Annotated in this window: 20 protein-coding genes and 2 pseudogenes; 17 read left to right on the forward strand and 5 right to left on the reverse strand. The window is 58.1% G+C overall.

Going from position 1 to position 21991, the window contains the following annotated elements:
• Positions 1 to 2 precede the first annotated feature (2 nt).
• Entirely contained in the window at positions 3 to 314 is a 312-nt protein-coding gene (locus tag AC3IX1_RS05210; RefSeq protein ID WP_489388690.1) for an NGG1p interacting factor NIF3, read from the forward strand.
• Between the two features lie 112 nt (positions 315 to 426).
• Here the strand turns inward: AC3IX1_RS05210 and AC3IX1_RS05215 are convergent, their stop codons facing one another.
• Together AC3IX1_RS05215 and AC3IX1_RS05220 are read right to left on the reverse strand one after the other, a co-directional pair.
• Positions 427 to 930: a L,D-transpeptidase family protein gene (locus AC3IX1_RS05215; RefSeq protein WP_007982819.1), complete on the reverse strand. Its 504-nt coding sequence runs from the start codon at positions 928 to 930 to the stop codon at positions 427 to 429.
• Positions 931 to 1051: 121 nt separating this feature from the next.
• Entirely contained in the window at positions 1052 to 1603 is a 552-nt protein-coding gene (locus AC3IX1_RS05220) for an NUDIX hydrolase (protein WP_489387385.1), read from the reverse strand.
• A 14-nt stretch (positions 1604 to 1617) separates the two neighbouring features.
• On the opposite strand from AC3IX1_RS05220, the gene AC3IX1_RS05225 reads away from it, so the two are divergent.
• From AC3IX1_RS05225 to tnpC (AC3IX1_RS05285), 13 genes and pseudogenes are all read left to right on the forward strand, one after another.
• A complete protein-coding gene (locus AC3IX1_RS05225) occupies positions 1618 to 1761 on the forward strand; it encodes a hypothetical protein (RefSeq protein WP_185754788.1) in 144 nt (47 codons plus the stop codon).
• Positions 1751 to 2350, forward strand: coding sequence for a CoA pyrophosphatase (locus AC3IX1_RS05230; RefSeq protein WP_095943064.1), 600 nt, complete (start codon positions 1751 to 1753; stop codon positions 2348 to 2350). The genes AC3IX1_RS05225 and AC3IX1_RS05230 overlap by 11 nt, the downstream gene beginning before the upstream one ends.
• 73 nt (positions 2351 to 2423) lie before the next feature.
• Positions 2424 to 2948, forward strand: a complete 525-nt coding sequence (locus AC3IX1_RS05235) for a gamma carbonic anhydrase family protein (RefSeq protein ID WP_489387386.1) — start codon at positions 2424 to 2426, stop codon at positions 2946 to 2948.
• Positions 2945 to 3160 carry a DUF1289 domain-containing protein gene (locus AC3IX1_RS05240; RefSeq protein ID WP_489387387.1) on the forward strand — a complete coding sequence of 72 codons (216 nt, stop codon included), beginning with the start codon at positions 2945 to 2947 and terminating at the stop codon, positions 3158 to 3160. The genes AC3IX1_RS05235 and AC3IX1_RS05240 overlap by 4 nt, the downstream gene beginning before the upstream one ends.
• Positions 3161 to 3388: 228 nt before the next feature.
• A complete protein-coding gene (locus AC3IX1_RS05245) occupies positions 3389 to 3856 on the forward strand; it encodes a preQ0 transporter (protein ID WP_489387388.1) in 468 nt (155 codons plus the stop codon).
• A gap of 87 nt (positions 3857 to 3943) precedes the next feature.
• Positions 3944 to 5125 carry a formate-dependent phosphoribosylglycinamide formyltransferase gene (gene purT / locus AC3IX1_RS05250; protein WP_046040988.1) on the forward strand — a complete coding sequence of 394 codons (1182 nt, stop codon included), beginning with the start codon at positions 3944 to 3946 and terminating at the stop codon, positions 5123 to 5125.
• A 183-nt stretch (positions 5126 to 5308) separates the two neighbouring features.
• A complete protein-coding gene (locus AC3IX1_RS05255; protein ID WP_489387389.1) occupies positions 5309 to 5857 on the forward strand; it encodes a sugar ABC transporter ATPase in 549 nt (182 codons plus the stop codon).
• Positions 5858 to 5974: 117 nt separating this feature from the next.
• Positions 5975 to 7444 (forward strand): IMP dehydrogenase, encoded by a 1470-nt coding sequence (gene guaB / locus AC3IX1_RS05260; RefSeq protein ID WP_008053208.1) that lies wholly within the window; start codon positions 5975 to 5977, stop codon positions 7442 to 7444.
• Positions 7445 to 7543: 99 nt separating this feature from the next.
• A complete protein-coding gene (gene guaA / locus AC3IX1_RS05265) occupies positions 7544 to 9121 on the forward strand; it encodes a glutamine-hydrolyzing GMP synthase (RefSeq protein ID WP_489387390.1) in 1578 nt (525 codons plus the stop codon).
• A 145-nt stretch (positions 9122 to 9266) separates the two neighbouring features.
• A complete protein-coding gene (locus AC3IX1_RS05270; RefSeq protein WP_489387391.1) occupies positions 9267 to 13889 on the forward strand; it encodes an NACHT domain-containing protein in 4623 nt (1540 codons plus the stop codon).
• 391 nt (positions 13890 to 14280) lie between these two features.
• The gene (gene tnpA / locus AC3IX1_RS05275) at positions 14281 to 14598 is read left to right on the forward strand and encodes an IS66-like element accessory protein TnpA (protein WP_256453176.1); all 318 of its coding nucleotides are present in this window, start codon (positions 14281 to 14283) and stop codon (positions 14596 to 14598) included.
• Positions 14595 to 14930 (forward strand): IS66 family insertion sequence element accessory protein TnpB, encoded by a 336-nt coding sequence (gene tnpB / locus AC3IX1_RS05280; RefSeq protein WP_256453175.1) that lies wholly within the window; start codon positions 14595 to 14597, stop codon positions 14928 to 14930. Before tnpA ends, tnpB begins: the two co-directional genes overlap by 4 nt.
• Before the next feature lie 61 nt (positions 14931 to 14991).
• Positions 14992 to 15963 (forward strand): annotated as a pseudogene (gene tnpC, locus AC3IX1_RS05285) (IS66 family transposase); the annotation flags it as partial.
• A 79-nt stretch (positions 15964 to 16042) separates the two neighbouring features.
• On the opposite strand, the gene AC3IX1_RS05290 reads toward tnpC (AC3IX1_RS05285), so the two are convergent.
• The 3 genes from AC3IX1_RS05290 to AC3IX1_RS05300 are packed head-to-tail and all read right to left on the reverse strand — an operon-like array spanning position 16043 to position 19201.
• A complete protein-coding gene (locus AC3IX1_RS05290) occupies positions 16043 to 17041 on the reverse strand; it encodes a tyrosine-type recombinase/integrase (RefSeq protein WP_489384668.1) in 999 nt (332 codons plus the stop codon).
• Positions 17034 to 17978, reverse strand: coding sequence for a tyrosine-type recombinase/integrase (locus AC3IX1_RS05295; protein WP_489384667.1), 945 nt, complete (start codon positions 17976 to 17978; stop codon positions 17034 to 17036). The genes AC3IX1_RS05290 and AC3IX1_RS05295 overlap by 8 nt, the downstream gene beginning before the upstream one ends.
• A complete protein-coding gene (locus AC3IX1_RS05300; RefSeq protein WP_489384666.1) occupies positions 17975 to 19201 on the reverse strand; it encodes a tyrosine-type recombinase/integrase in 1227 nt (408 codons plus the stop codon). The genes AC3IX1_RS05295 and AC3IX1_RS05300 overlap by 4 nt, the downstream gene beginning before the upstream one ends.
• Positions 19202 to 19354: 153 nt before the next feature.
• Between AC3IX1_RS05300 and tnpC (AC3IX1_RS05305) the strand changes: the two are divergent.
• The 3 genes and pseudogenes from tnpC (AC3IX1_RS05305) to tadA form a co-directional block, all read left to right on the forward strand.
• Positions 19355 to 19945, forward strand: a pseudogene (tnpC, locus tag AC3IX1_RS05305) (IS66 family transposase); the annotation flags it as partial.
• Positions 19946 to 20058: 113 nt separating this feature from the next.
• Positions 20059 to 21435 (forward strand): multicopper oxidase family protein, encoded by a 1377-nt coding sequence (locus tag AC3IX1_RS05310; RefSeq protein WP_489387392.1) that lies wholly within the window; start codon positions 20059 to 20061, stop codon positions 21433 to 21435.
• Positions 21435 to 21932, forward strand: a complete 498-nt coding sequence (tadA, locus tag AC3IX1_RS05315; protein ID WP_489387393.1) for a tRNA adenosine(34) deaminase TadA — start codon at positions 21435 to 21437, stop codon at positions 21930 to 21932. The genes AC3IX1_RS05310 and tadA overlap by 1 nt, the downstream gene beginning before the upstream one ends.
• Positions 21933 to 21991 lie beyond the last annotated feature (59 nt).

Here is a 21991-nt window from a genome sequence, read left to right on the forward strand (position 1 = left end):
CCGTGTACAAGCTCAGCTTCTTTGTTCCCGACAGTCATGTCGAAGTGGTCAAGAGTGCCGTATTCGCCGCCGGTGGCGGTCGAATCGGTGCTTACGATCACTGCGCATGGCAGGTGTTGGGCCTGGGCCAGTTTCGTCCACTGGACGGCAGTCAGCCGTTCATTGGCGAGGCAGGGCAGGTCGAGCAGGTCGAGGAATGGAAGGTTGAGCTGGTGGTGGCCGATGAGTTGATTCGCGCGGTGGTGGCGGCTCTGAAACAGAGCCATCCCTACGAGGCGCCGGCTTATGAAGTGTGGAGGCTGGAGGATTTCTGATTCTTCACCGCTGAAATGAAAAACCCGCTGAAAGAGATTTCAGCGGGTTTTTTGTTTTCCGTAGGAACTGCCGGTGCAATGCAATCGCCACAAAGCCCCTTTCACAACGAAATCAAGGGCGGATTTCGATCATCGTGCCGTCCGGCACCAGATTCCAGACTTCGCGCATGTCCATGTTGCGCATGGCGATGCAGCCGTCGGTCCAGTCCAGGGTGTGGAACAGGTCTTCGGGGGTGTCTTCGCTGTCCGGGGTGCCGTGGATCATGATCATGCCGCCGGGCTCGACGCCTTCACGACGGGCGCGGGCAGAGTCGCTGATGTTCGGGTAGGAAATGTGCATCGCCAGGTTGAAGCGGTCGCTGATCTTGCGCCAGTCGACCCAGTAGAAGCCTTCCGGGGTGCGCTTGTCGCCCTCCATCAGCTTGGGCCCCTTGGGACGCTTGCCCAGGGAAATGCGATAGGTCTTGAGCGGCTTGCCGTCATTGATCAATTGCAATTGATGGGAAGACTTGAGAATCAGGATCTTCTCGATGACCTTGCCGTCCAGGGTTTCCACGGCAGAAGCCTGGGACACCGTGACAAACGACAAACAGAACAGGGCAAGCAACCAGCGCATTGAAACGATTCCCCAGGAGGTGTCGCGACTATTTATGTATAGAAGTTTTTGCAGGAGCTGCCGCAGGCTCGTGCCGCGTTCGGGCGGTCTTTCGGCGCCTTTGAGTGATGTTGAGATGACATCAGATAATGGCAGGCTGAGCAAGTGGCGGGATCGATTCAGACCGAACGGGATAGACCTCGGTCCGCCGGTCAGCGAAGAAGCATTCTAAGGTACGGCCCACCGTGCGGAAAGCCAGCTCATCCCATGGAATGTCCGCTTCGTCGAATAGTTGCACTTCCAGGCTCTCGGGGCCGGCGCAAAAGTCCAGGTCCGCCAGCTCGGCACGGAAGAACACATGCACCTGGCTGATGTGCGGCACGTCGATCAGGGTATAGATGTTCAGGTTGCGCACCCGGGCGCAGGCTTCCTCGGCGGTTTCGCGGATGGCGGCCTGCTCGATGGTCTCGCCGTTCTCCATGAAACCGGCGGGCAGGGTCCAGTAGCCGCGACGTGGCTCGATGGCCCGTCGGCACAGCAACACCTTGGAGCCCCAGGTCGCCACGCAGCCGGCGACGATGTTGGGGTTCTGGTAGTGAATGGCGTGACAGCTGTCGCAGACAAAACGCAGGCGCGAATCGCCTTCGGGAATGCGCTGGGTCACCGGGTTGCCGCACTGGCTGCAAAATTTCATGCTGGGGTTCCTGAATGCTGCGCCTATCTTGGCGTGCGGCAGTGCCGGTCGGCAAGTTGTCGTTTCGCGACATGGGGCGGTTGCGGGGGTTGGGCGACCGCAGCGATTGGTGCATGATGCCGGGTAAGGCACAGATCGAGAACACTCATGCTGGATGAGCTACTGCATCGGGTTAGTCACCACACACCACGCACATTGGAGACCGACCGTCGTTTTCCCGAGGCCGCGGTGCTGGTGCCCATCACCCGCAGTGACGAGCCCGAGCTGGTGTTGACCCTGCGTGCCAGCGGCCTGTCGACCCATGGCGGCGAAGTCGCCTTCCCCGGCGGACGCCGCGACCCCGAAGACCCCGACCTGATTTTCACCGCCCTGCGTGAAGCCGAAGAAGAGATCGGCCTGCCGCCGGGGCTGGTCGAGGTGATCGGCCCACTCAGCCCGCTGATCAGCCTGCATGGCATCAAGGTCACGCCCTATGTCGGGGTAATCCCGGATTTTGTCGAATACCGGGCCAACGATGCCGAGATCGCCGCGGTGTTCAGCGTGCCCCTGGAGTTCTTCCGCAAAGACCCCCGCGAACATACCCATCGCATCGATTATCAGGGCCGCAGCTGGTACGTGCCGAGCTATCGCTTTGGCGAGTACAAGATCTGGGGGCTGACGGCGATCATGATCGTCGAGTTGATCAACCTGCTGTATGACGCCAAAATCAGCCTGCATCAGCCTCCCAAAAGCTTTATCAATATCTGAAGCCATCGTTCGAATGGCCTGAATCCTGATTTCGCTGAAAAAAAAGCCCGCCTGAGCCTTGAGGAATACAACAATGAAATACCGCCTGGGCGATGCCCGCGTCGAAACCCATCCACAGAGCTGGGTCGCACCCAATGCCGTGCTGGTGGGCAAGGTCAAGCTGGAAGAGGGCGCCAACGTCTGGTTCAACGCCGTATTGCGCGGCGACAACGAATTGATCCTGATCGGCAAGAACAGCAACGTCCAGGACGGCACCGTGATGCACACCGACATGGGCTATCCGCTGACCATCGGCACCGGCGTGACCATCGGCCACAACACCATGCTCCACGGCTGCACCGTTGGCGACTACAGCCTGATCGGCATCAATGCGGTGATTCTCAATGGCGCGAAGATCGGCAAAAACTGCATCATCGGCGCCAACTCGCTGATCGGCGAGGGCAAGGAGATTCCGGACGGATCGCTGGTCATGGGGTCGCCCGGCAAAGTGGTGCGCGAGTTGACCGAGCCGCAAATCAGGATGCTGGAGGCCAGCGCTGCTCACTACGTGCACAACTCGCAACGTTATGCCCGCGACCTGGCCGAGCAGGAACAATGACTGCCACCGAACGCCCGGTGGCATCGCCCTGCGTGAACATTTGTGCGCTGGATGACGATGACATCTGCACCGGTTGCCAACGCACGGTGGAAGAGATTACCCGCTGGAGCCGCATGGACAACGACGAGCGGCGCAAGGTGCTGGGGTTGTGTCATGAGCGGGCGAAGGCCAGTGGGTTGATCTGGATGTTGCCTTCCAAATCCGATCGCTGAGTCGTCAGGGCTTTTTGTGGCGAGGGGGCTTGCCCCCGTTCGGCGGCGTAGCCGTCGCAAATCCGGCTAGTCGGGTGTATCTGAAACTATTCGATTGAATGGTTTTGGGGCCGCTTCGCCGCCCAACGGGGGCAAGCCCCCTCGCCACAAAATCGCCTCGCCACAGGTTATTTGTGTACCGAAGATGAAGTATCCTGTGCACAAAATTGACAGGTATTCCCACCCCTCATGCTCTTCCTTATCGCCTACATCAGCAGCGTCGTGCTGATCAACTTCGCCTTTTCCACCGCCCCCCACCTGGACATCATCTGGTCGGCCTGGGGCGGGCTGGTGTTTGTGTTGCGCGACATGGTGCAAGCCCGGTTCGGGCATGGCGCCCTCGCGGCGATGCTGGTGGCGCTGGTGTTGTCCTATATCACCTCCGATCCGTCCATCGCCCTGGCCAGCGCCACGGCGTTCGCGGTTTCCGAGTGCATCGACTGGCTGGTGTTCAGCATCACCAGACGCCCGCTGCATGATCGCCTGTGGATAAGTTCGGCCCTGAGCATTCCCCTCGATACCTTTATCTTTTTCGGTATGATCGACGCCCTGACGCCGGGGGTGATCCTCGCCGCCCTGGGTTCGAAGTTCGCCGGGGTCACCGCCGTGTGGCTGATCATGGCCTGGCGCCTGCGCAAACAGGCTGTCGTCAGCTGAAGTTCATGTAAAATGCCGCGCTTTCTCCCCATGGGAAGCGCGCATGGCGACGCGTCCCTCGATGATCCGCTTCTTGAGGACCTTAAGATGACCCGTATCGGAACCCCATTGTCGCCGACCGCGACCCGCGTATTGATGTGTGGCTGTGGCGAGTTGGGCAAGGAAGTGGTGATCGAGCTGCAACGCCTGGGCGTTGAAGTGATTGCCGTGGACCGCTACGCCAACGCGCCGGCCATGCAGGTGGCGCATCGTAGTCACGTGATCAATATGCTTGATGGCGCTGCCCTGCGTGCCGTGATCGAAGCCGAGAAGCCGCACTTCATCGTGCCGGAAATCGAAGCCATCGCTACCGCGACTCTGGTCGAGCTGGAAGCCGAAGGCTTCACCGTGATCCCGACCGCCCGCGCCGCGCAGTTGACCATGAACCGCGAAGGCATCCGCCGCCTGGCCGCTGAAGAGCTGGACCTGCCGACCTCGCCGTACCACTTCGCCGACACCTTCGAGGATTACAGCAAGGCCGTCGAAGACCTCGGGTTCCCGTGTGTGGTCAAGCCGGTCATGAGTTCGTCGGGCAAGGGCCAGAGCCTGTTGCGCAGCGTCGATGACGTACAGAAAGCCTGGGACTACGCCCAGGAAGGTGGCCGTGCCGGTAAAGGTCGGGTGATCATCGAGGGCTTCATCGATTTCGACTACGAAATCACCCTGCTGACCGTGCGTCACGTCGGCGGTACCACCTTCTGTGCGCCGGTCGGCCACCGTCAGGAGAAGGGCGACTACCAGGAATCCTGGCAGCCGCAGGCCATGAGCCCGGTTGCCCTGGCTGAGTCCGAGCGTGTTGCCAAAGCGGTGACCGAAGCCTTGGGTGGCCGTGGTCTGTTCGGCGTCGAACTGTTCATCAAGGGCGATCAGGTGTGGTTCAGCGAAGTGTCGCCGCGCCCACATGACACCGGTCTGGTCACCCTGATCTCCCAGGACCTGTCGCAGTTCGCCCTGCACGCACGGGCCATTCTCGGTCTGCCGATCCCGTTGATCCGTCAGTTCGGGCCTTCGGCCTCGGCGGTGATCCTGGTGGAAGGGCAGTCGACCCAGACCGCTTTCGCCAACCTGGGTGCTGCCCTGAGCGAGCCGGATACCGCGCTGCGCCTGTTCGGCAAGCCTGAAGTCAACGGCCAGCGCCGCATGGGCGTGGCCCTGGCTCGCGACGAATCGATCGAAGCCGCCCGCGCCAAGGCGACCCGTGCTTCGCAGGCGGTTGTCGTAGAGCTGTAAAAACAGCGGCGGCGGGCCTATAACTTCTATGGGCTCGCCACAATTCACTGTAGGAGCGAGCCTGCTCGCGATAGCTGAGTGTGCATCAACATCTGTGTTGAATGTGACATCGCTATCGCGAGCAGGCTCGCTCCTACAGGGATTGTTGATCGACCCTTTCATTAAAGCTTCAGGCCTGTACCCATGAATTCCCAAAGCATCATCGTCCCGAAAATCTCCACCCTGCCGGTGCACGAGCCCCGGGCCCGGGCGATCGTGCGTTGGCTGGTGCGCAAGAACATCATCGAGGAAGAACTGACCACTTGCGGCCGCACTGGCAATCGCATGGCCCACGCCATCGCTGAAGGCGCGCGCGCCGTGGTGCTGCACCCCGAAGCCCTGCCGTTCGGCGAACCGGTCAACGGACTGGAAATCATCACCAAGCGCTGCATCTATACGCCGGCCAAGGGATTCCTTGAAGAGGCGGGCTGCGCCGAGTGCCGCAAGGAAGTCGGTGAAGCCCTATTCGAAAGCCTTGAAGACTGGATGCCGGGGCGCACCGACAACTTCACCTGCCCCGAATGCGGGCATGAAGACGACATCAACGGCTTCCTGTTCCTGCAGGAATGCGGCTTCTCCAACCTCGGTTTCATCTTCAACAACTGGGCCGAAGCGGGGTTCAAGCAGAGCTTTATCGATGAATTCGCCGATTGGCTCGATCAGCCGGTCAGTTGGGTGAAAGTCGAATTGTAGGCGGCGCCAATCTCCGTATGTCAGTAATGCCAATAATAGACAGAGTTTTACATTGAACCCGAAGAGGTGTCTGACTATAATGGCGCGCTTCCATTTTCCCGCTCGGGAGCCCCCGCGATGCTGCGTATCAGCCAAGAAGCTCTGACATTCGACGACATTCTCCTAGTGCCCGGTTATTCCGAGGTGCTTCCTAACGAAGTCAGTCTCAAGACCCGCCTTACCCGTGGCATCGAGCTGAATATTCCACTGGTTTCCGCCGCCATGGACACCGTCACTGAAGCCCGTCTGGCAATCGCCATGGCTCAGGAAGGTGGTATCGGTATCATCCACAAGAACATGACCATCGAGCAGCAAGCTGCCGAAGTGCGCAAGGTCAAGCGTTACGAAGCTGGTGTGGTCAAGGACCCGATCACCATCGTCGCCGACGCCACCGTGCGCGAGTTGTTCGAACTGACCCGCATGCACAACATCTCCGGCGTTCCGGTGCTGCACAATGGCGACCTGGTCGGCATTGTCACCTCCCGTGACGTGCGTTTCGAGAACCGTCTGGAAGCCACTGTCCGTGAAGTGATGACGCCTAAAGAGCGTCTGGTCACGGTCAAGGAAGGCGCCGACAAGAACGATGTGCGTGAACTGCTGCACAAGCACCGCATCGAGCGCGTGCTGATCGTCGACGACAAATTCGCCCTCAAGGGCATGATGACCGTCAACGACATCGAAAAAGCCAAGGCTTACCCGCTGGCCAGCAAGGACGATCAAGGTCGTCTGCGTGTTGGCGCTGCAGTCGGCACCGGTAAAGACACCGGTGACCGCGTTGCAGCCCTGGTCGCCGCTGGCGTTGACGTGGTGGTGGTCGACACCGCTCACGGTCACTCCAAGGGTGTGATCGACCGCGTTCGCTGGGTCAAGCAGAACTTCCCTGAAGTGCAGGTCATCGGCGGCAACATCGCCACCGGCGCTGCCGCCAAGGCCCTGGCCGAAGCCGGCGCTGACGCAGTCAAGGTCGGTATCGGCCCTGGCTCGATCTGCACCACCCGTATCGTCGCCGGTGTCGGCGTCCCGCAAATCAGTGCCATCGCCAACGTCGCCGCTGCCCTCGAAGGCACTGGCGTTCCGCTGATCGCCGACGGCGGCATCCGTTTCTCCGGTGACCTGTCCAAGGCCATCGTAGCCGGTGCTTCCTGCGTGATGATGGGCTCGATGTTCGCCGGTACTGAAGAAGCACCGGGCGAGATCGAACTGTTCCAGGGCCGTTCGTACAAGGCTTATCGCGGCATGGGTTCGCTGGGCGCCATGTCCCAGGCTCAAGGTTCCTCCGACCGTTACTTCCAGGATTCCTCGGCAGGCGCCGAGAAGCTGGTTCCGGAAGGCATCGAAGGGCGTGTTCCGTACAAGGGCACCCTGAGCGCCATCATCCATCAGCTGATGGGCGGCCTGCGCTCCTCGATGGGCTACACCGGCAGTGCCGACATCGAAGAGATGCGCACCAAGCCTGAATTCGTGCGGATCACCGGCGCCGGCATGGCCGAATCCCACGTTCACGACGTGCAGATCACCAAGGAAGCACCAAACTACCGCGTAGGTTGAGCCTTCAAGCAACAAGCTAAGCAACCGGGGCTGTTTTATTCAGCCCCGAGTTGTTTCTGAATCACGACTGTTTCTGAATGACTTAGACGAGACTGAATCATGGCCCTCGATATTCACGCTCACCGCATCCTGATCCTCGACTTCGGTTCCCAGTACACCCAGCTGATCGCCCGCCGCGTGCGTGAAATCGGCGTGTACTGCGAACTGCATCCGTTCGATATGGACGAAGATGCGATCCGCGAATTCGCTCCTAAAGGCGTCATCCTCGCCGGCGGCCCGGAGTCGGTTCACGAAGCCAACAGCCCGCGCTGCCCGCAAGCGGTTTTCGATCTGGGCGTGCCGGTCTTCGGTATCTGCTACGGCATGCAGACCATGGCCGAGCAACTGGGCGGCAAGGTTGAAGGTTCCGAGCTGCGTGAGTTTGGTTATGCCCGTGTTGACGTGGTCGGCAAGAGCCGCCTGCTCGACGGCATCGAAGACCACATTGACGCCGACGGCCTGTTTGGCCTCGACGTGTGGATGAGCCACGGTGACAAAGTTACCCGCATGCCGGAAGACTTCCACATCCTGGCCAGCACCCCGAGCTGCCCGATTGCCGGTATGTTCAGCGACGAGCGTCGCTATTACGGCGTGCAGTTCCACCCGGAAGTGACCCACACCAAGCAGGGCGGTCGCATCCTGTCGCGCTTCATCCTCGACATCTGCGAGTGTGAAGCCCTGTGGACCCCGTCGAAAATCGCTGAAGACGCCATCGCCCAGGTTCGCGCCCAGGTCGGCACCGACAACGTCCTGCTCGGCCTGTCCGGCGGTGTTGACTCCTCCGTGGTTGCCGCGCTGCTGCACAAAGCCATTGGCGACCAGCTGACTTGCGTATTCGTCGACAACGGCCTGCTGCGCCTGCACGAAGGCGAACAAGTGATGGCCATGTTCGCCGAGAACATGGGCGTCAAGGTGATCCGCGCCAACGCCGAAGAGCAGTTCCTCGGTAACCTGGCCGGCGAAGCCGACCCGGAGAAGAAGCGCAAGATCATCGGTCGCACCTTCATCGACGTATTCGATGCCCAGTCCAACAAACTGGACAACATCAAGTACCTCGCTCAGGGCACCATCTACCCGGACGTGATCGAGTCGGCTGGCGCGAAAAGCGGCAAGGCTCACGTGATCAAGTCGCACCACAACGTGGGCGGCCTGCCGGAAGAGATGAACCTCAAGCTGGTTGAACCCCTGCGCGAGCTGTTCAAGGACGAAGTCCGTCGTCTGGGCCTGGAACTGGGCCTGCCGTACGACATGGTCTACCGTCACCCGTTCCCGGGCCCGGGCCTGGGCGTGCGCATCCTCGGTGAAGTGAAGAAGGAATACGCCGACCTGCTGCGTCGCGCCGACCACATCTTCATCGAAGAACTGCGCAAGGCCGACTGGTACCACAAGGTCAGCCAGGCATTCGTGGTGTTCCAGCCGGTGAAATCGGTTGGCGTGGTCGGCGATGGCCGTCGTTACGCCTGGGTCGTGGCCCTGCGTGCCGTGGAAACCATCGACTTCATGACCGCGCGTTGGGCTCACCTGCCTTACGAACTGCTGGAAACCGTCAGCGGCCGCATCATCAATGAAATCGAAGGCATCTCCCGCGTCACCTACGACGTGTCGAGCAAGCCGCCAGCGACGATTGAGTGGGAGTGATCCCACAGCGCTGCATGAAAGAACCGGCTTTGGCCGGTTTTTTCATGCCCGCGATAATGGCTTATTCTCGCTATTGAAAGAGCCGCATTATGTTGGCAGCAGCTCTCTGTCGGTAGCTGGATATCGTCAAATACGGAAGACCAGAATGAAAGTCCTCACAGATGATGAGATTAGCGTTGCGTACGCTCACGTCGAAGCCGTAGACGAAGGGCGCGTGGGACCAGATAGAGCAAATTATCTTGCGTTAACGGACGCTGATTTTGAACTCCTCCTGTACAGCATCTATAGAGGGCGTGCGTCTGAGTTGCCGTGGTACAGCAATGCTCGTTTGATGGTCACGGGAGCTGACCAAGGGCGGGATGTTTGGCTCACGAAGGATGAGCGGCCTGTTGGGCTTATTCAGTGCAAAAAGGTTAAAGCTGGTTTCACTCGGCCGGACACGCTCCGTGAGGTAATCAAGTTCCTTCTAAATGTCGTGCTTGAGCCGGCGCTTATGCCAGACCCGACTGATTTCCGCTTTATTCTTGCGCTTGCTTCGGATCCTGCAAGTACAGCAACCGATTTTTTCGATACGCCACAGACTTGGCTAACTGCCAATGAAGCAGAGATTTTAGGTCTGGTTGCCGACGTCATTAAAAAGTATGAAGCATTCTCGACGCTGAAAATCGAGGCTGTCATGCCAGGCATCAGTACGACCCTGAAGAGCCTGAAATATGAGCTTCTTAGGCCAGTCGACCTCGACGAGTTACTGGAGCGCATCCCTGCTGTCCGTCAGCGGTTTTTCAAAGTTCAACTTGTCGTGGCTGTGGAGGATGCCGAGGCCATGATTGAGGCTCGGTTCGCTGCAGTCGGCTTGGTTTCAAAGAGCACAAAGACATTCACCAGAGCTGATGTTGAGGAAGACATTACGCGCGGGTCACGCGGTCTGGCTGATTGGCCTCAAATGATTTGGGGGCAGCATATAGAACGACCAGAGTTCGACGATCTGATCCAGCGGATCAGTCGGCATCCTGCAGGCTCCTCGCTGGTCGTCGGAGGAGCAGGGACTGGGAAGTCAGCACTTCTCGCTGAGCTGTATTGTGCCCTCAAAGCTCGCGGCCAAATTGTGCTGGCGATAAAGGCCGACATGCTCAGTCCAGATATTGTGGACTTCGCCGATCTCGCTCGCGATCTTGGCATGTCAGGTGATATCGAGCAGGAGCTTCTCCTGCTGGCGGTTGAAGCTCCGGTTGTACTGATCATCGATCAGCTTGACGCTGTCAGTGAAGTGATGGACCAGAGTTCACAGCGCATGCAGGTCTTGCTTCGCCTTGCGTCTCGGCTTCAGGAAGCAAAAGGTCAAGAGGACAATAAACTCCCCATCCATGTCATCGTTTCTTCTCGACCATTTGAGGCGAAGTTCGACGCTCGATTTAGGTTGCTTGATGCGGATGAGTTACTACTTTCCCTGCCTCCGTTCGAGCGGATGTCTGCGCTGCTCGGTGAGCTCGGTATCGACGCCACGGTAGTGCCGGATAGTCTCAAAGAGACGCTGCGTACACCATTTGCTCTAGGTATATACGTCGATCTTGCCAAATCTGGCTTGAACCCCGCAGATCTGACAGCAGCAAATTTGCTTGATCGATGGCTCGACAAGAAACTACCCGCAGGGGCAGGACGGGCTTCGTGTATGGCGTTCTTGCGCCAGCTTGCAGCCGACATGACACAGTATGAGAGCCTCTGGCGGCCAGCGGCTCACTATGACCCGGACTACAGCGAGATGCTGCGTTGGGCCGAGTCGATTGGCATCGTTATTCGCGAAGATGCCAACATCGGCTTCAGTCATCAGTCGTGGCTCGATGATTTCCAGGCTAAAACGCTCCGAACCGCAGAGGGGTTGGCTGATTACGCTTGGAGTCGCCAGGAAGGGTTGTTTGCGAGGGGAACAATATTGCGCGGCCTTGAGCACATGCGTCGGGTTGATGTGGCTTCCTATGAGATGGCTATTCGCTTGTTGCTACCAAACCCCAGGACGCGCAGACATTTGCGCCATCTTGTGGCCGATTATTTAGCGAGTACTGATGATCCAGACTTAAGTGATGTTGCTTGGGTCGACTGGATGGCACGAAACGATCATGCACTTGGGAATCGGGCATTCAGGCAGGTAGCAATAAGATGGCCGCGCTGGAGATCAGGACTGATGACGCTCCTACCTTTTCTTCTGCAGGACGAAAAGCATCGCTGGAATGCGATCATGCTGCTCGTTCGAGAGGTTGCGGAGGATTCGAGCCACGTTATGGATCTGGTCGACCGCTATTGGTCGGATGCTTCACATGACGGAGACGTGTTTAGTCTCTGCCAACGCTCTGGTATTGCGTCCGATCGTGCAATCGCTCATGTCCGTAAGATATTCAGTCGAACGGCGCTGGCAGATTGGGCGATATCCCATTACGCCAAGACTTTGCATGAGAACGGTAATAGCCGCGTTGCTTTGGATCTCATCTCATTTTGGGCTGAGACACAGACCGGGGATCGGTACAACGGCATCAAGGTTTATGGTGTTGAAAAGATTGCCGCAGCCGCACCGCTATATTGTGCCGAACGACTCCTGCCTTGGTTTGTCGGGGTGGCATCACGAGAGGTTGGCGATGGACGGCCTGGGCATAGGTATCCGCAGTCCATATCTATTCCATACGATTGGAAAAATGACTCTGGCCAAGGCCATTTGATTCAGCTTCTGCAAAGTGTGCTCGAAGAGTCAGCAGTATCTGACCCGGTAGGTGTACGCGCCTTGCTTGGTACTGTTGTTGCCATTGAAATTGACGAGGTCCAGTCGCTAGTTGCCGGTACCCTGGCGGCGAATCCGAAACTTCTTACTGAGTATGCGCTCGCTTTTCTTTTTGCAGATCAGCGACGCCTTCATCTAGGTAGCGACACGTTCGACGATGAAAGAGGTGTTGGTCAGATGATCTGTGGCTGGTCATCAAGCAATCTGATCGCCCAAGTCATTCCTCACCTCTTCCACGGTGATATTGAGCGGATTCGTGACTATATCGAGTCTTGGGAACCTTGGAAGGAGGAATTACAGGAAGAGCGAGATCCCGCTCAGAGACGGAACTTGCTTCGTTGGTCTGATGAGCGCCGATTGCGTTTGCTTGCCGAGTTACCAGTGCAAGTGCTAACGGCTCGTCGCCGTAGGCAAGTTGAGGAGTGGAAGGTCGAACAGCCCAAACTGCAAATAAAGCACCGAGGCCGGAGGCTGGCGCGGTTCGTTGAGTCCCCCATGAACCATGTTCAGATGGCAAGGGCAAATGACGACGCGATAATCAAAATGCTCAATGCAGTCAACGACAAAGCTGGTCGCCATGAGAATCCGAAACATTGGTTAAAGGGTGGTGTTATTGAGTTGTCGCGGGCTTTTGCCGCATTTGCGAAATCGTCTCCAGATCGTGCTCTTCGTATCATTCCATATTTCCAATCTGGTCTGCACGAGCAGGTAGCGGGCGCAGCTATTCGGGAGTTGTCAGCGATCGAAGAGGTTAGCGCCCAGACCACTAAGGAGTTGGTTTGGGATCTTCATGCCCGAGGCTTCTCTTCGCGCGATTTCTGCCAGGATGCTGCCAGTGCTATGGCGGAACTCGCAAAGCGTATGAAGGGGCTTGAGGATCGCGACATCAGGCTCCTTCGTAGCTGGCTGCAACGTGATCCCAATGTGTTGGTCGCTGAAACAGTGCGTCATGCCGAGCTAAACAGATCCAATCGCGAACGGAATGAGAAGCCAGATCAACACCCTGAGGCCATGCTGTTTGGCCGAGGCGGTGGAATGCACTTTCTCCCTCAGCGCAATTTCACGCTGCTATCAGCGATCGCCGCAGGATATGTCCATCGTGACGGCGTGGATTGTCATGGTTGGCTCGCGGAGTTAGAGCACCATGTTACTCATCCTGAAGATCCCGAAGTTTGGAGTGGGATCCTAATGTTCAGGTCGCATGAGCTCTGGTGGGCGGACGCCTCAAGAGTGGGCGAACTGATTGAGGCGATCTGGCGCAGGTTTCCTGCAGCGTTTGAAGATGCTGCAGTAGTCCAATCGTTGTGGCGCCTGCGCGTTCGCATGCGTATGGGCCTACAGCAGGAGATAGTCAACTTCTGGCTCAGACATAGCGATCATAAACTCAGACAGATTGGTGGTGAGTTCTCTGCTGCTAGCGTGATTGTCGATAGCGCTGTTTTTGGTGAGATGGGCGATCTAGTCGAAGCGGTGATGGCAGGGAGTGATATTTTTGCCAGGTGTGGCGTGTTATTTGCGGCTGCTGCGGGATGGAACGAGCCTGATCGCGATATCCGAAGTCGTTCGCACGCCTATCTCATTCCTGCCGCCAGTATTGTCAGTGGATTCGAGGCTCATGCTCTATCTACAGCTATCGATCGTGGCGAGCGATTGCCTCCCGACGAGATGACGCGAGCCCTGCTGGCTTCTATTGCAATAAATATTGATCTGCTTAAAGAGTCCATGGCGCGTCTGTTTGTACACTCGCTTCAGCACCTGCTGCTTTATCCTGGCTTTGAGATGCTAGTGCTTGAAATCGCAGAGGCTGCAACTGAACTTACATGTACATCACCAGAAAGGAACGTTGGAGGGATGTACGACGGCGAATTTATAGGGCTTGTGATTGCACTTCAGCGCTCACCAATAGAGATCAAAACTCGTGCGATGACGATCTATGAGCGCCTGCTTGACGCTGAGGTTTATGGCGCAGAGGACGCTGCAGCATTTGCTTTGCGCCGTTGAGCGGCCCAAGCCGGTGCCTTGGAGGGTGCAGTATCCTAGCGATACAAGCCCTTGAGAGGGATTTTGATCCTGTATGGTATTTTTCATGGTTTTAAAATTATAGGTGCCTTTAAGACCTATAAATTACTGGTATGAGCGCGTCTATTGATAATAGAGTGAGAATGATCCCGCACCAGCCCTGAAGGGTTGATCGCAGGATGAAAAGCCGTGTGAACGAGAGTTCACGCGGCTTTTTGCATTGAAGCAGGCCCTGCCTGCGGCCCGTCGTCACGCCCACTTTGCTGTTTCTTTGTAAGCGTCCAGCCAACACACCTTCCGAACTCCAGCGTTAAGGGCGATGGTGTCCGCGTATTTTTAAGCGGACGCGATCGCCCTTAACGTCAGGATTTCCATGCGCCAACGAAGCTCTTACCCGAAACCGTTCAAAGCCCAGGTTGTTCAGGAATGTCTGCAACCGGGCGCAACCCTATCCAGCGTTGCCATCAGCCACGGCATCAATGCCAACGTTATCCGCAAGTGGCTACCGCTTTATCGAGATCAGCTACCAGCGGCGTTGCCGGCTTTCGTTCCGTTGAAAGCTACGCCTAAACGGCAGGTGGAAGCGTTGGCGACCATTGAGTTGCCGCTTGGCGAGCAATCGATCACAGTGAAATGGCCAACGTCCGATCCTGAAGGCTGCGCCCGCTTTGTCCGTGGACTCACTCAATGATTCGCATCGACGCCATCTGGCTTGCCACCGAGCCCATGGACATGCGTGCCGGTACTGAAACGGCGCTGGCCAGGGTGATCGCGGTGTTCGGTGCGGCGAAGCCGCACTGTGCTTATCTGTTCGCCAACCGCCGCGCCACTCGTATGAAAGTGCTGGTGCATGACGGGATTGGCGTCTGGCTGGCTGCTCGCCGGTTGAACCAAGGCAAGTTTCACTGGCCCGGTATTCGGAATGGCTGCGAGATGGAGCTGGATACCGAGCAACTTCAGGCCTTGGTGCTCGGTCTGCCTTGGCAGCGCGTTGGGGCGGGCGGTGCAATCACACTGCTTTAACGCCCGCCATTAGCCCATTGGTCTATCGCCGCAAACGGCTTGCTCTGGCAAAATTCGCGGCATGACTTCATCGCCCAATCTCGACCAAATGTCCCCAGACCAACTGCGTGCCCTCGCGGCGCAGTTGCTGTCCCAGGTTGATTCTCTCGGGCAGCAGGTCGACCGGATGGGCAAGAAGAACGACCGCGACCAAACCATCATCGAGCAGCTCACCCACGAAATCGCCTGGTTCAAACGTAACAAGTTTGCCAAGCGCAGCGAGCAACTGAGCCCTGCCCAAGGCAGCCTGCTCGACGACCTGCTCGACACCGACATCGCGGCCATCGAAGCCGAGCTGAAGGCGCTGAATCCGCCGGCTGCGCCGGCCGAACCACGCAAGCAGCCCAAGCGTGTTTCCTTGCCAGCGCAGTTTCCGCGTACCGTGATTTATCACGAACCCGACACCACCCAGTGCGCCTGCGGCTGCCAGCTCCAGCGCATCGGCGAAGACGTCAGCGAGAAGCTGGATTACATCCCGGGCGTGTTCACCGTCGAGCAGCATGTGCGCGGGAAATGGGTCTGCCGCAAATGTGAAACGCTGAGTCAGGCTCCGGTTCCGGCCCAGGTCATCGACAAGGGCATCCCGACCGCAGGGCTGCTGGCTCACGTGATGGTGGCCAAGTTCGCCGACCATTTGCCGCTGTATCGGCAAGAGAAAATCTTTGGCCGCGCCGGCCTGGCTATCGCCCGCTCGACCCTGGCGCAATGGGTCGGCCAAACCGGTGTGCAGCTCCAGCCCTTGGTCGATGCGCTGCGCGAAACAGTGCTTGCTCAAGGTGTGATCCACGCTGACGAAACGCCGGTACAGATGCTCGCGCCGGGCGAGAAGAAAACCCACCGTGCTTACGTCTGGGCCTACTGCACCACGCCTTTTTCGGCGCTCAAGGCAGTGGTGTACGACTTCAGCCCGAGCCGGGCGGGCGAACATGCACGCAATTTTCTTGGCCAGTGGAATGGCAAGCTGGTTTGCGATGATTTTGCCGGTTATGTTGCGGTCTGAGTTATGTTGCGGTGGTAAGAGGCGCCGCCTCCCAATCGGGAGTTCGGCGCAAAAAGTGGCACATAAATTCATGTTACAGCCCTCGCATGAACGCCATGAGAGATGCTGAACTCGGTCGCAGGCGCACAGCCTCAGGCACATTTGTGACGTCCAAACATGCAAGCGCCTTGGCCTTCATTTCGAGATCGACTTCCGCGTAGATGTGGGTTGTGTCCAAGGAGACATGCCCCAGCCAGGCCCGAATTGTATTGATATCGACCCCGGCTCTTAACAGGTGAACGGCGGTCGTGTGTCGAATAGTGTGCGGGCTGATGCGCCTGCCTTGCATGGAATCAACCCACTTGCCGGCTGCTCGTCCATACACCGACACAACGCGATGGATGCCGAATCGAGTCATGGGATTCCCGGCACGACCTATGAATACGCGATCCTCTGTTCTGCGTTCGACGATGAGTGCCCGCAGCGCTGTAGCTGTTACTGACCACAGGGGGCAGACGCGCCATTTGTTTCCCTTACCCAGAATGCGCACGGAGGGTGAAGTCCCAAGTTGCAAATTACCAACGCTGAGGCAGGCAGCTTCGTCAGCGCGGGCGCCGGTGTTGTATAGGAACAGCAAAATCGCATAGTCCCGTGCACCCTGGCTCGTAGCCCGATTAGGTGCCCGGAGCAGAGCCTCCACTTCTGGCTTGTCGAGGTAGTGGATGACTGCCTGGGTAGTTTTTTTGAACGGGATAGAACGGATCTCTGTGCACCACGCCAAATGCTCTGGCGATCGCATAGCAATGAAACGCCCTAATGAATGAATCGCGCAGAGCCGCTGGTTGCGCGTGACGATGCCACAACCGCGCTCGTGTTCGACGTGTTCAAGGAATGCGCGCACGATGGCGGGCGATATGTCGAGCACCGTTAAATGGTCGATTGCCACCGAGGCTCGTCGACTGACAAATGGAAGCAGGAGCGTCAGCGTGTCGCGGTAACTGATCTGGGTGTTGTGGGATAGGTTGCGCTCGGCGACCAGATACTCCAACAAGAAGCGACGTACCCATGCCCCGAGGCGATTGCGGTCAATCATGATCAATCTCCTGGCCTGAATAAATGGCAAATCGGCGACTCGCTTCGTGCAACAGTTCGGGAGTCATATGCAAATAGCGCTGGGTCGACCTTATGTCGACATGCCCCAAATACGTTGCCAATTGCGGCAATAGCCGCTGTACATCCTTACCGGCGCGATACCATCCCAGTACACGATGAACGGCGGCTGTATGCCGCAGATCATGGAGGCGCGGTGGCCGTAGCTCGCCAGTTGGGCGAGCAATACCTGCCGCCAAACGAACACGTTGGAACACAGTTATGACGTATTGGTAGTTCAGGCGATGGCCAGTACGAGTGCACAGCAGGGCAGAGTCTTGGCCCAGTGGAAGTGCCAGCGCGCAACGTTGTCCTAGATAGACTCGCAGTTTCGATGCCAGCCTGGGCCCAATCGGCACCAGTCTTGTCTTATAGAACTTCGTGTCACGAACGGTGATGATTCGCTGCTCGAGGTCGACGTCACAGAGATTTAGTCTGATCGCCTCTCCGACGCGCAACCCTGCACCGTAAAGGATCAGCAGGAGGGTTCTGTATGTCGCAGCTTGAAGGCGACTGAGCGAGGTACTCAGTATGACGGTGGCATCTAACAAGTGCTGTATTTCTGCGGTGGCATAGACATAGGGAGTCTGTGCCGGTGGAAACTGTGGTGGTCGTTCCGGCAGGGGCGAGATCGTTGTGTGACCACGTGCGATTGCGAAGCGATAAAAGCTAACAAGTAATCCTCGCTTCGTCTTCCACGTAGCGCTTAGCTCACCGTGCCCATGCAGAAATGCGGCTACTGCCTCTGGAGTAACTTCGGGCAGCGGCAGGTTTCCAGTCTCACGTGCAAACTGACGTAGTACTCTGGCACTGCTATTCAGGCCCACGCCTTGGGCACGACGGACAGCCACGTAGGCATTGACTACGTCCAAGGTTCTCATAGCAGGTCTCCCAGGTCGAAGTCACCGACTTCACGTAACGAGACCAGATCAACCTTGGTGTACGTCATTGTCGCCGACGTGCTGCGGTGGCCCAGGTGGTCGCCAATCTCCTTGAGGCTCAGCCCATTGGCGAGCAGCCTGGCCGCGCATGCATGTCGCAGCGCGTGCGGCCCCAAATGTGCGACTTGTATGTTGAGCAGACGCAATCTGCCGCTGACGATGTTGTATAGGCCAGCAGCGGAGATGGGGACTCGCGGCGCCCGAGTTCGGATGAATATCTCAGGGTGCAGTACCTTCGGACGCACTGTGTCGACGTATTGCGCTAATGCCTCAGCCACTGTGAACGCCAATGGATAAACCTGTGGCTGACGGCGCTTCAATCGCCAAATATGCAATTGGCCAGCAGCCCAGTCGATCTGATCCAACCGGAGTGCGGCAACTTCTCCCCGGCGTAAACCGTAGACGGCGAGAAGCATCAGGATGGCTCGGTCGCGCACATCGCGTTCAGAGCTTGAATTTGTAGTTGCGAGTACTCGCTGAACATCCTCCCAGCTCAGTGCATAGGGAAGTGACTCTAGGGCGTAATGTCGCGGGGCGCGGATCGAGTCGGCCAATGTACTGCTGCATGCTCCCTGCGTTGCCGCGTAGCGCAGGAATACCCGCAACATTGTTGCGACGTGCCCTGCCGAAATTCGCGACCACCGTTGCGCACCGTAGGTGATGAAGTAGGCATCAATATCCTCGGGGCTAAGCGTCGAAAATCTGCGGCCTGTGTTGAAGCACCAGCGCAAAAAGGTTGCCGTTCGACTGCGCCATTGACTGATGGTACATGGTGTCAACCCGCGTTCATCCCGCATCCACGAGACGAAAAGCTCAAGATTCTCCTCGAATGGAATTGGCTCCGCCGTTGGCTCTTGCCACCAGCCCAGGAACTTAAACCAAGGTCTTGCGGTGTTTATCAACGTCGTAGCAGTTGCAGGAGAATTGGCCGGCAATGGCCCTTCGTGAATGATCTGGCGCAGCCGTGACGAATTGATTGCATTGAGGTCGCTTGGCTGCACCCGTTCGGCGATCCAAAGCAAGCAGCACGCCTTCAAGTAAAGGGAGGCATGCGTACAGCCCTGCTCAGCACAGTGCTGTAGATATCGCTCGCGTTCAGCGGCCAGCGATCCCACACGATGGCGTTTACAGGCAGCGTTTGAAGAATAGATATTCTCGAACATGGCAGACACTCCAGGTGATGAGGGTCTACCAAGGCGCTGCAACTTATGTTGCGTCAATCACCTATCGACAACAGAGAAACTGCCTATTCGCCCGGTCGGGATCACATAACTCAGGCCGCAACATAACCGGCATTATGTGTTGCAACACATAATGCCGGCTACAAAGCCAGCTTCCAGCAAGGCATCACGGAAATCGGCTGCCTGGCCCACGCCCGCCGCAAGTTTTTCGATTTGCACGCGACGAATAAAAGCCAACTGGCTGAGCAGGCGCTGCACTCAATTGGCGGGTTGTACGAAATTGAACGGCAAGCGCGGGAAATGACCGACGAAAATCGCTGGCGAATACGCCAGGAAAAAGCGGCCCCCCTGATCGACGCACTGCATACCTGGATGTTGGCCCAGCGCGATCTTGTGCCCGAAGGGTCGGCCATCGCCAAAGCTCTGGATTACAGCCTCAAACGCTGGACGGCACTGACTCGATATCTCGAGGACGGGGCTGTGCCCATAGATAATAATGCGGTCGAAAATCAGATAAGGCCGTGGGCACTTGGACGCTCGAACTGGTTGTTCGCCGGGTCGCTACGCAGCGGTAAGCGGGCAGCTGCGATCATGAGCTTGATCCAGTCAGCCCGCATGAATGGGCATGATCCTTATGCGTATCTCAAAGATGTGTTGATGCGCCTGCCGACGCAGCGGGCAAGTGAGATCGACCAACTGCTGCCGCATCAGTGGGTGCCGGCCTAACTTACGCAAGGTGAGTTGGGCAGACGCTTACGTTTCTTTCACAACTGCGGGTGTATCGTATTCGCCTTTTGCGGGCCCAGGGCCTGCCGCGTTCAAGTGAGGTAGTTGAGTTCATGTCGTTTACCCGTCGCCAAATCCTCGGTGGCCTGGCCGGTCTTGTTGTCGTTGGTGTCGGTGCGGGGGGCGCGTCGCGCTACTGGCTGGGCAAGATGGCTGACGCCGAGGCGGGCCACGACTACGAGCTGATCGCAGCGCCGCTGGATGTCGAGCTGGTCGCCGGGCACAAGACCCAGGCCTGGGCATTCGGCCCGTCGGCGCCGGGCACCGAATTGCGGGTGCGCCAGGGTGAATGGCTGCGGGTGCGCTTCATCAACCATCTGCCAGTCGCCACCACCATTCACTGGCATGGCATCCGCCTGCCGCTGGAAATGGACGGTGTGCCTTACGTGTCGCAATTGCCGGTGCTGCCGGGTGAATACTTCGATTACAAATTCCGTGTGCCGGATGCCGGCAGCTACTGGTATCACCCGCATGTGAGCAGCAGCGAAGAGCTCGGCCGTGGTCTGGTCGGTCCGTTGATCATCGACGAACGCGAGCCCACGGGGTTCAAGTACGAAAAGACCTTGAGCCTGAAAAACTGGCACATCGATGAGCAGGGCAATTTCGTCGACTTCAGCATTCCCCGTGAAGCGGCGCGTGGTGGTACGGCGGGGCGCCTTTCGACCATCAACGGGGTGCCGCAGCCGGTCATTGAACTGCCTGCCGGGCAGATCACCCGGGTGCGTCTGCTCAATCTCGACAACACCCTGACCTATCGCCTGAATATTCCCGGCGTTGAAGCGCAAATCTATGCGCTGGACGGCAACCCGGTCGAGCCTCGGCCCCTGGGCAAGGAATACTGGCTCGGCCCCGGCATGCGCATTTGCCTGGCAATCAAGGCCCCGGCGGCGGGTGAAGAGCTGTCGTTGCGTAACGGTCCGGTGCGCCTGGGCACTTTGCGCTCGGTGCCCAATAGCGATGCGCCGACCGAATGGCCACCCGCGCTGCCCGCCAACCCGGTAGCTGAGCCGGACCTGGCCAATGCCGAGAAACTCAACTTCAATTTTGAATGGGTAGGCTCGGTGTCGGTCAATGTCGACAACGGCAAGCCGCCGAGCCTGTGGCAGATCAACGGCAAGGCCTGGGACATCACCGACAAGACCTGCGCCGACCGGCCGATTGCCAAGCTTGAGAAGGGCAAGAGTTACATTTTCGAATTGAAGAACATGACCCAGTATCAACACCCGATTCACCTGCACGGCATGAGCTTCAAGGTCATCGCCTCGAATCGGCACAAGGTGATTCCGTATTTCACCGACACCTATCTGCTGGGCAAGAACGAACGCGCGCAAGTGGCGCTGGTGGCGGATAACCCCGGTGTCTGGATGTTCCACTGCCATGTGATCGACCACATGGAAACCGGCCTGATGGCCGCCATCGAGGTGGCGTGATGCGTCAGATTCGTCCCGCCGCCATCATCGACCGCAGCCGTGATCGCGAATTCATGCGTGAGGCCCTGGCACTGGCAGCCCAAGGCGCGGCCCTCGGCGAAGTGCCCGTGGGCGCGGTACTGGTGCAGGATGGAGAGATCATCGGTCGCGGCTTCAATTGCCCTATCAGCAGCAGCGACCCGAGCGCTCATGCCGAGATGGTCGCAATCCGCGCCGCCGCCCAGGCCGTGAGCAACTACCGACTGCCGGGCAGCACGCTGTATGTGACCCTGGAGCCGTGCAGCATGTGCGCAGGGCTGATCGTGCATTCGCGGATCGCGCGGGTGGTGTACGGCGCGCTGGAGCCGAAAGCCGGTATCGTGCAGAGCCAGGGGCAGTTCTTTACCCAAGGCTTTTTGAATCACCGGGTGGTGTATGAAGGCGGGGTGTTGGCGGAGGAGTGCGGGGCGGTGTTGAGCGAGTTCTTCAAGGCCCGCCGCGCCAAACCATCAGACTGAACACAAAACCCATTGTAGGAGTGAGCCTGCTCGCGATGAGGGCCTGACAGTCAGCGATG

The organism is Pseudomonas sp. KH_046_2, from assembly GCF_057838985.1.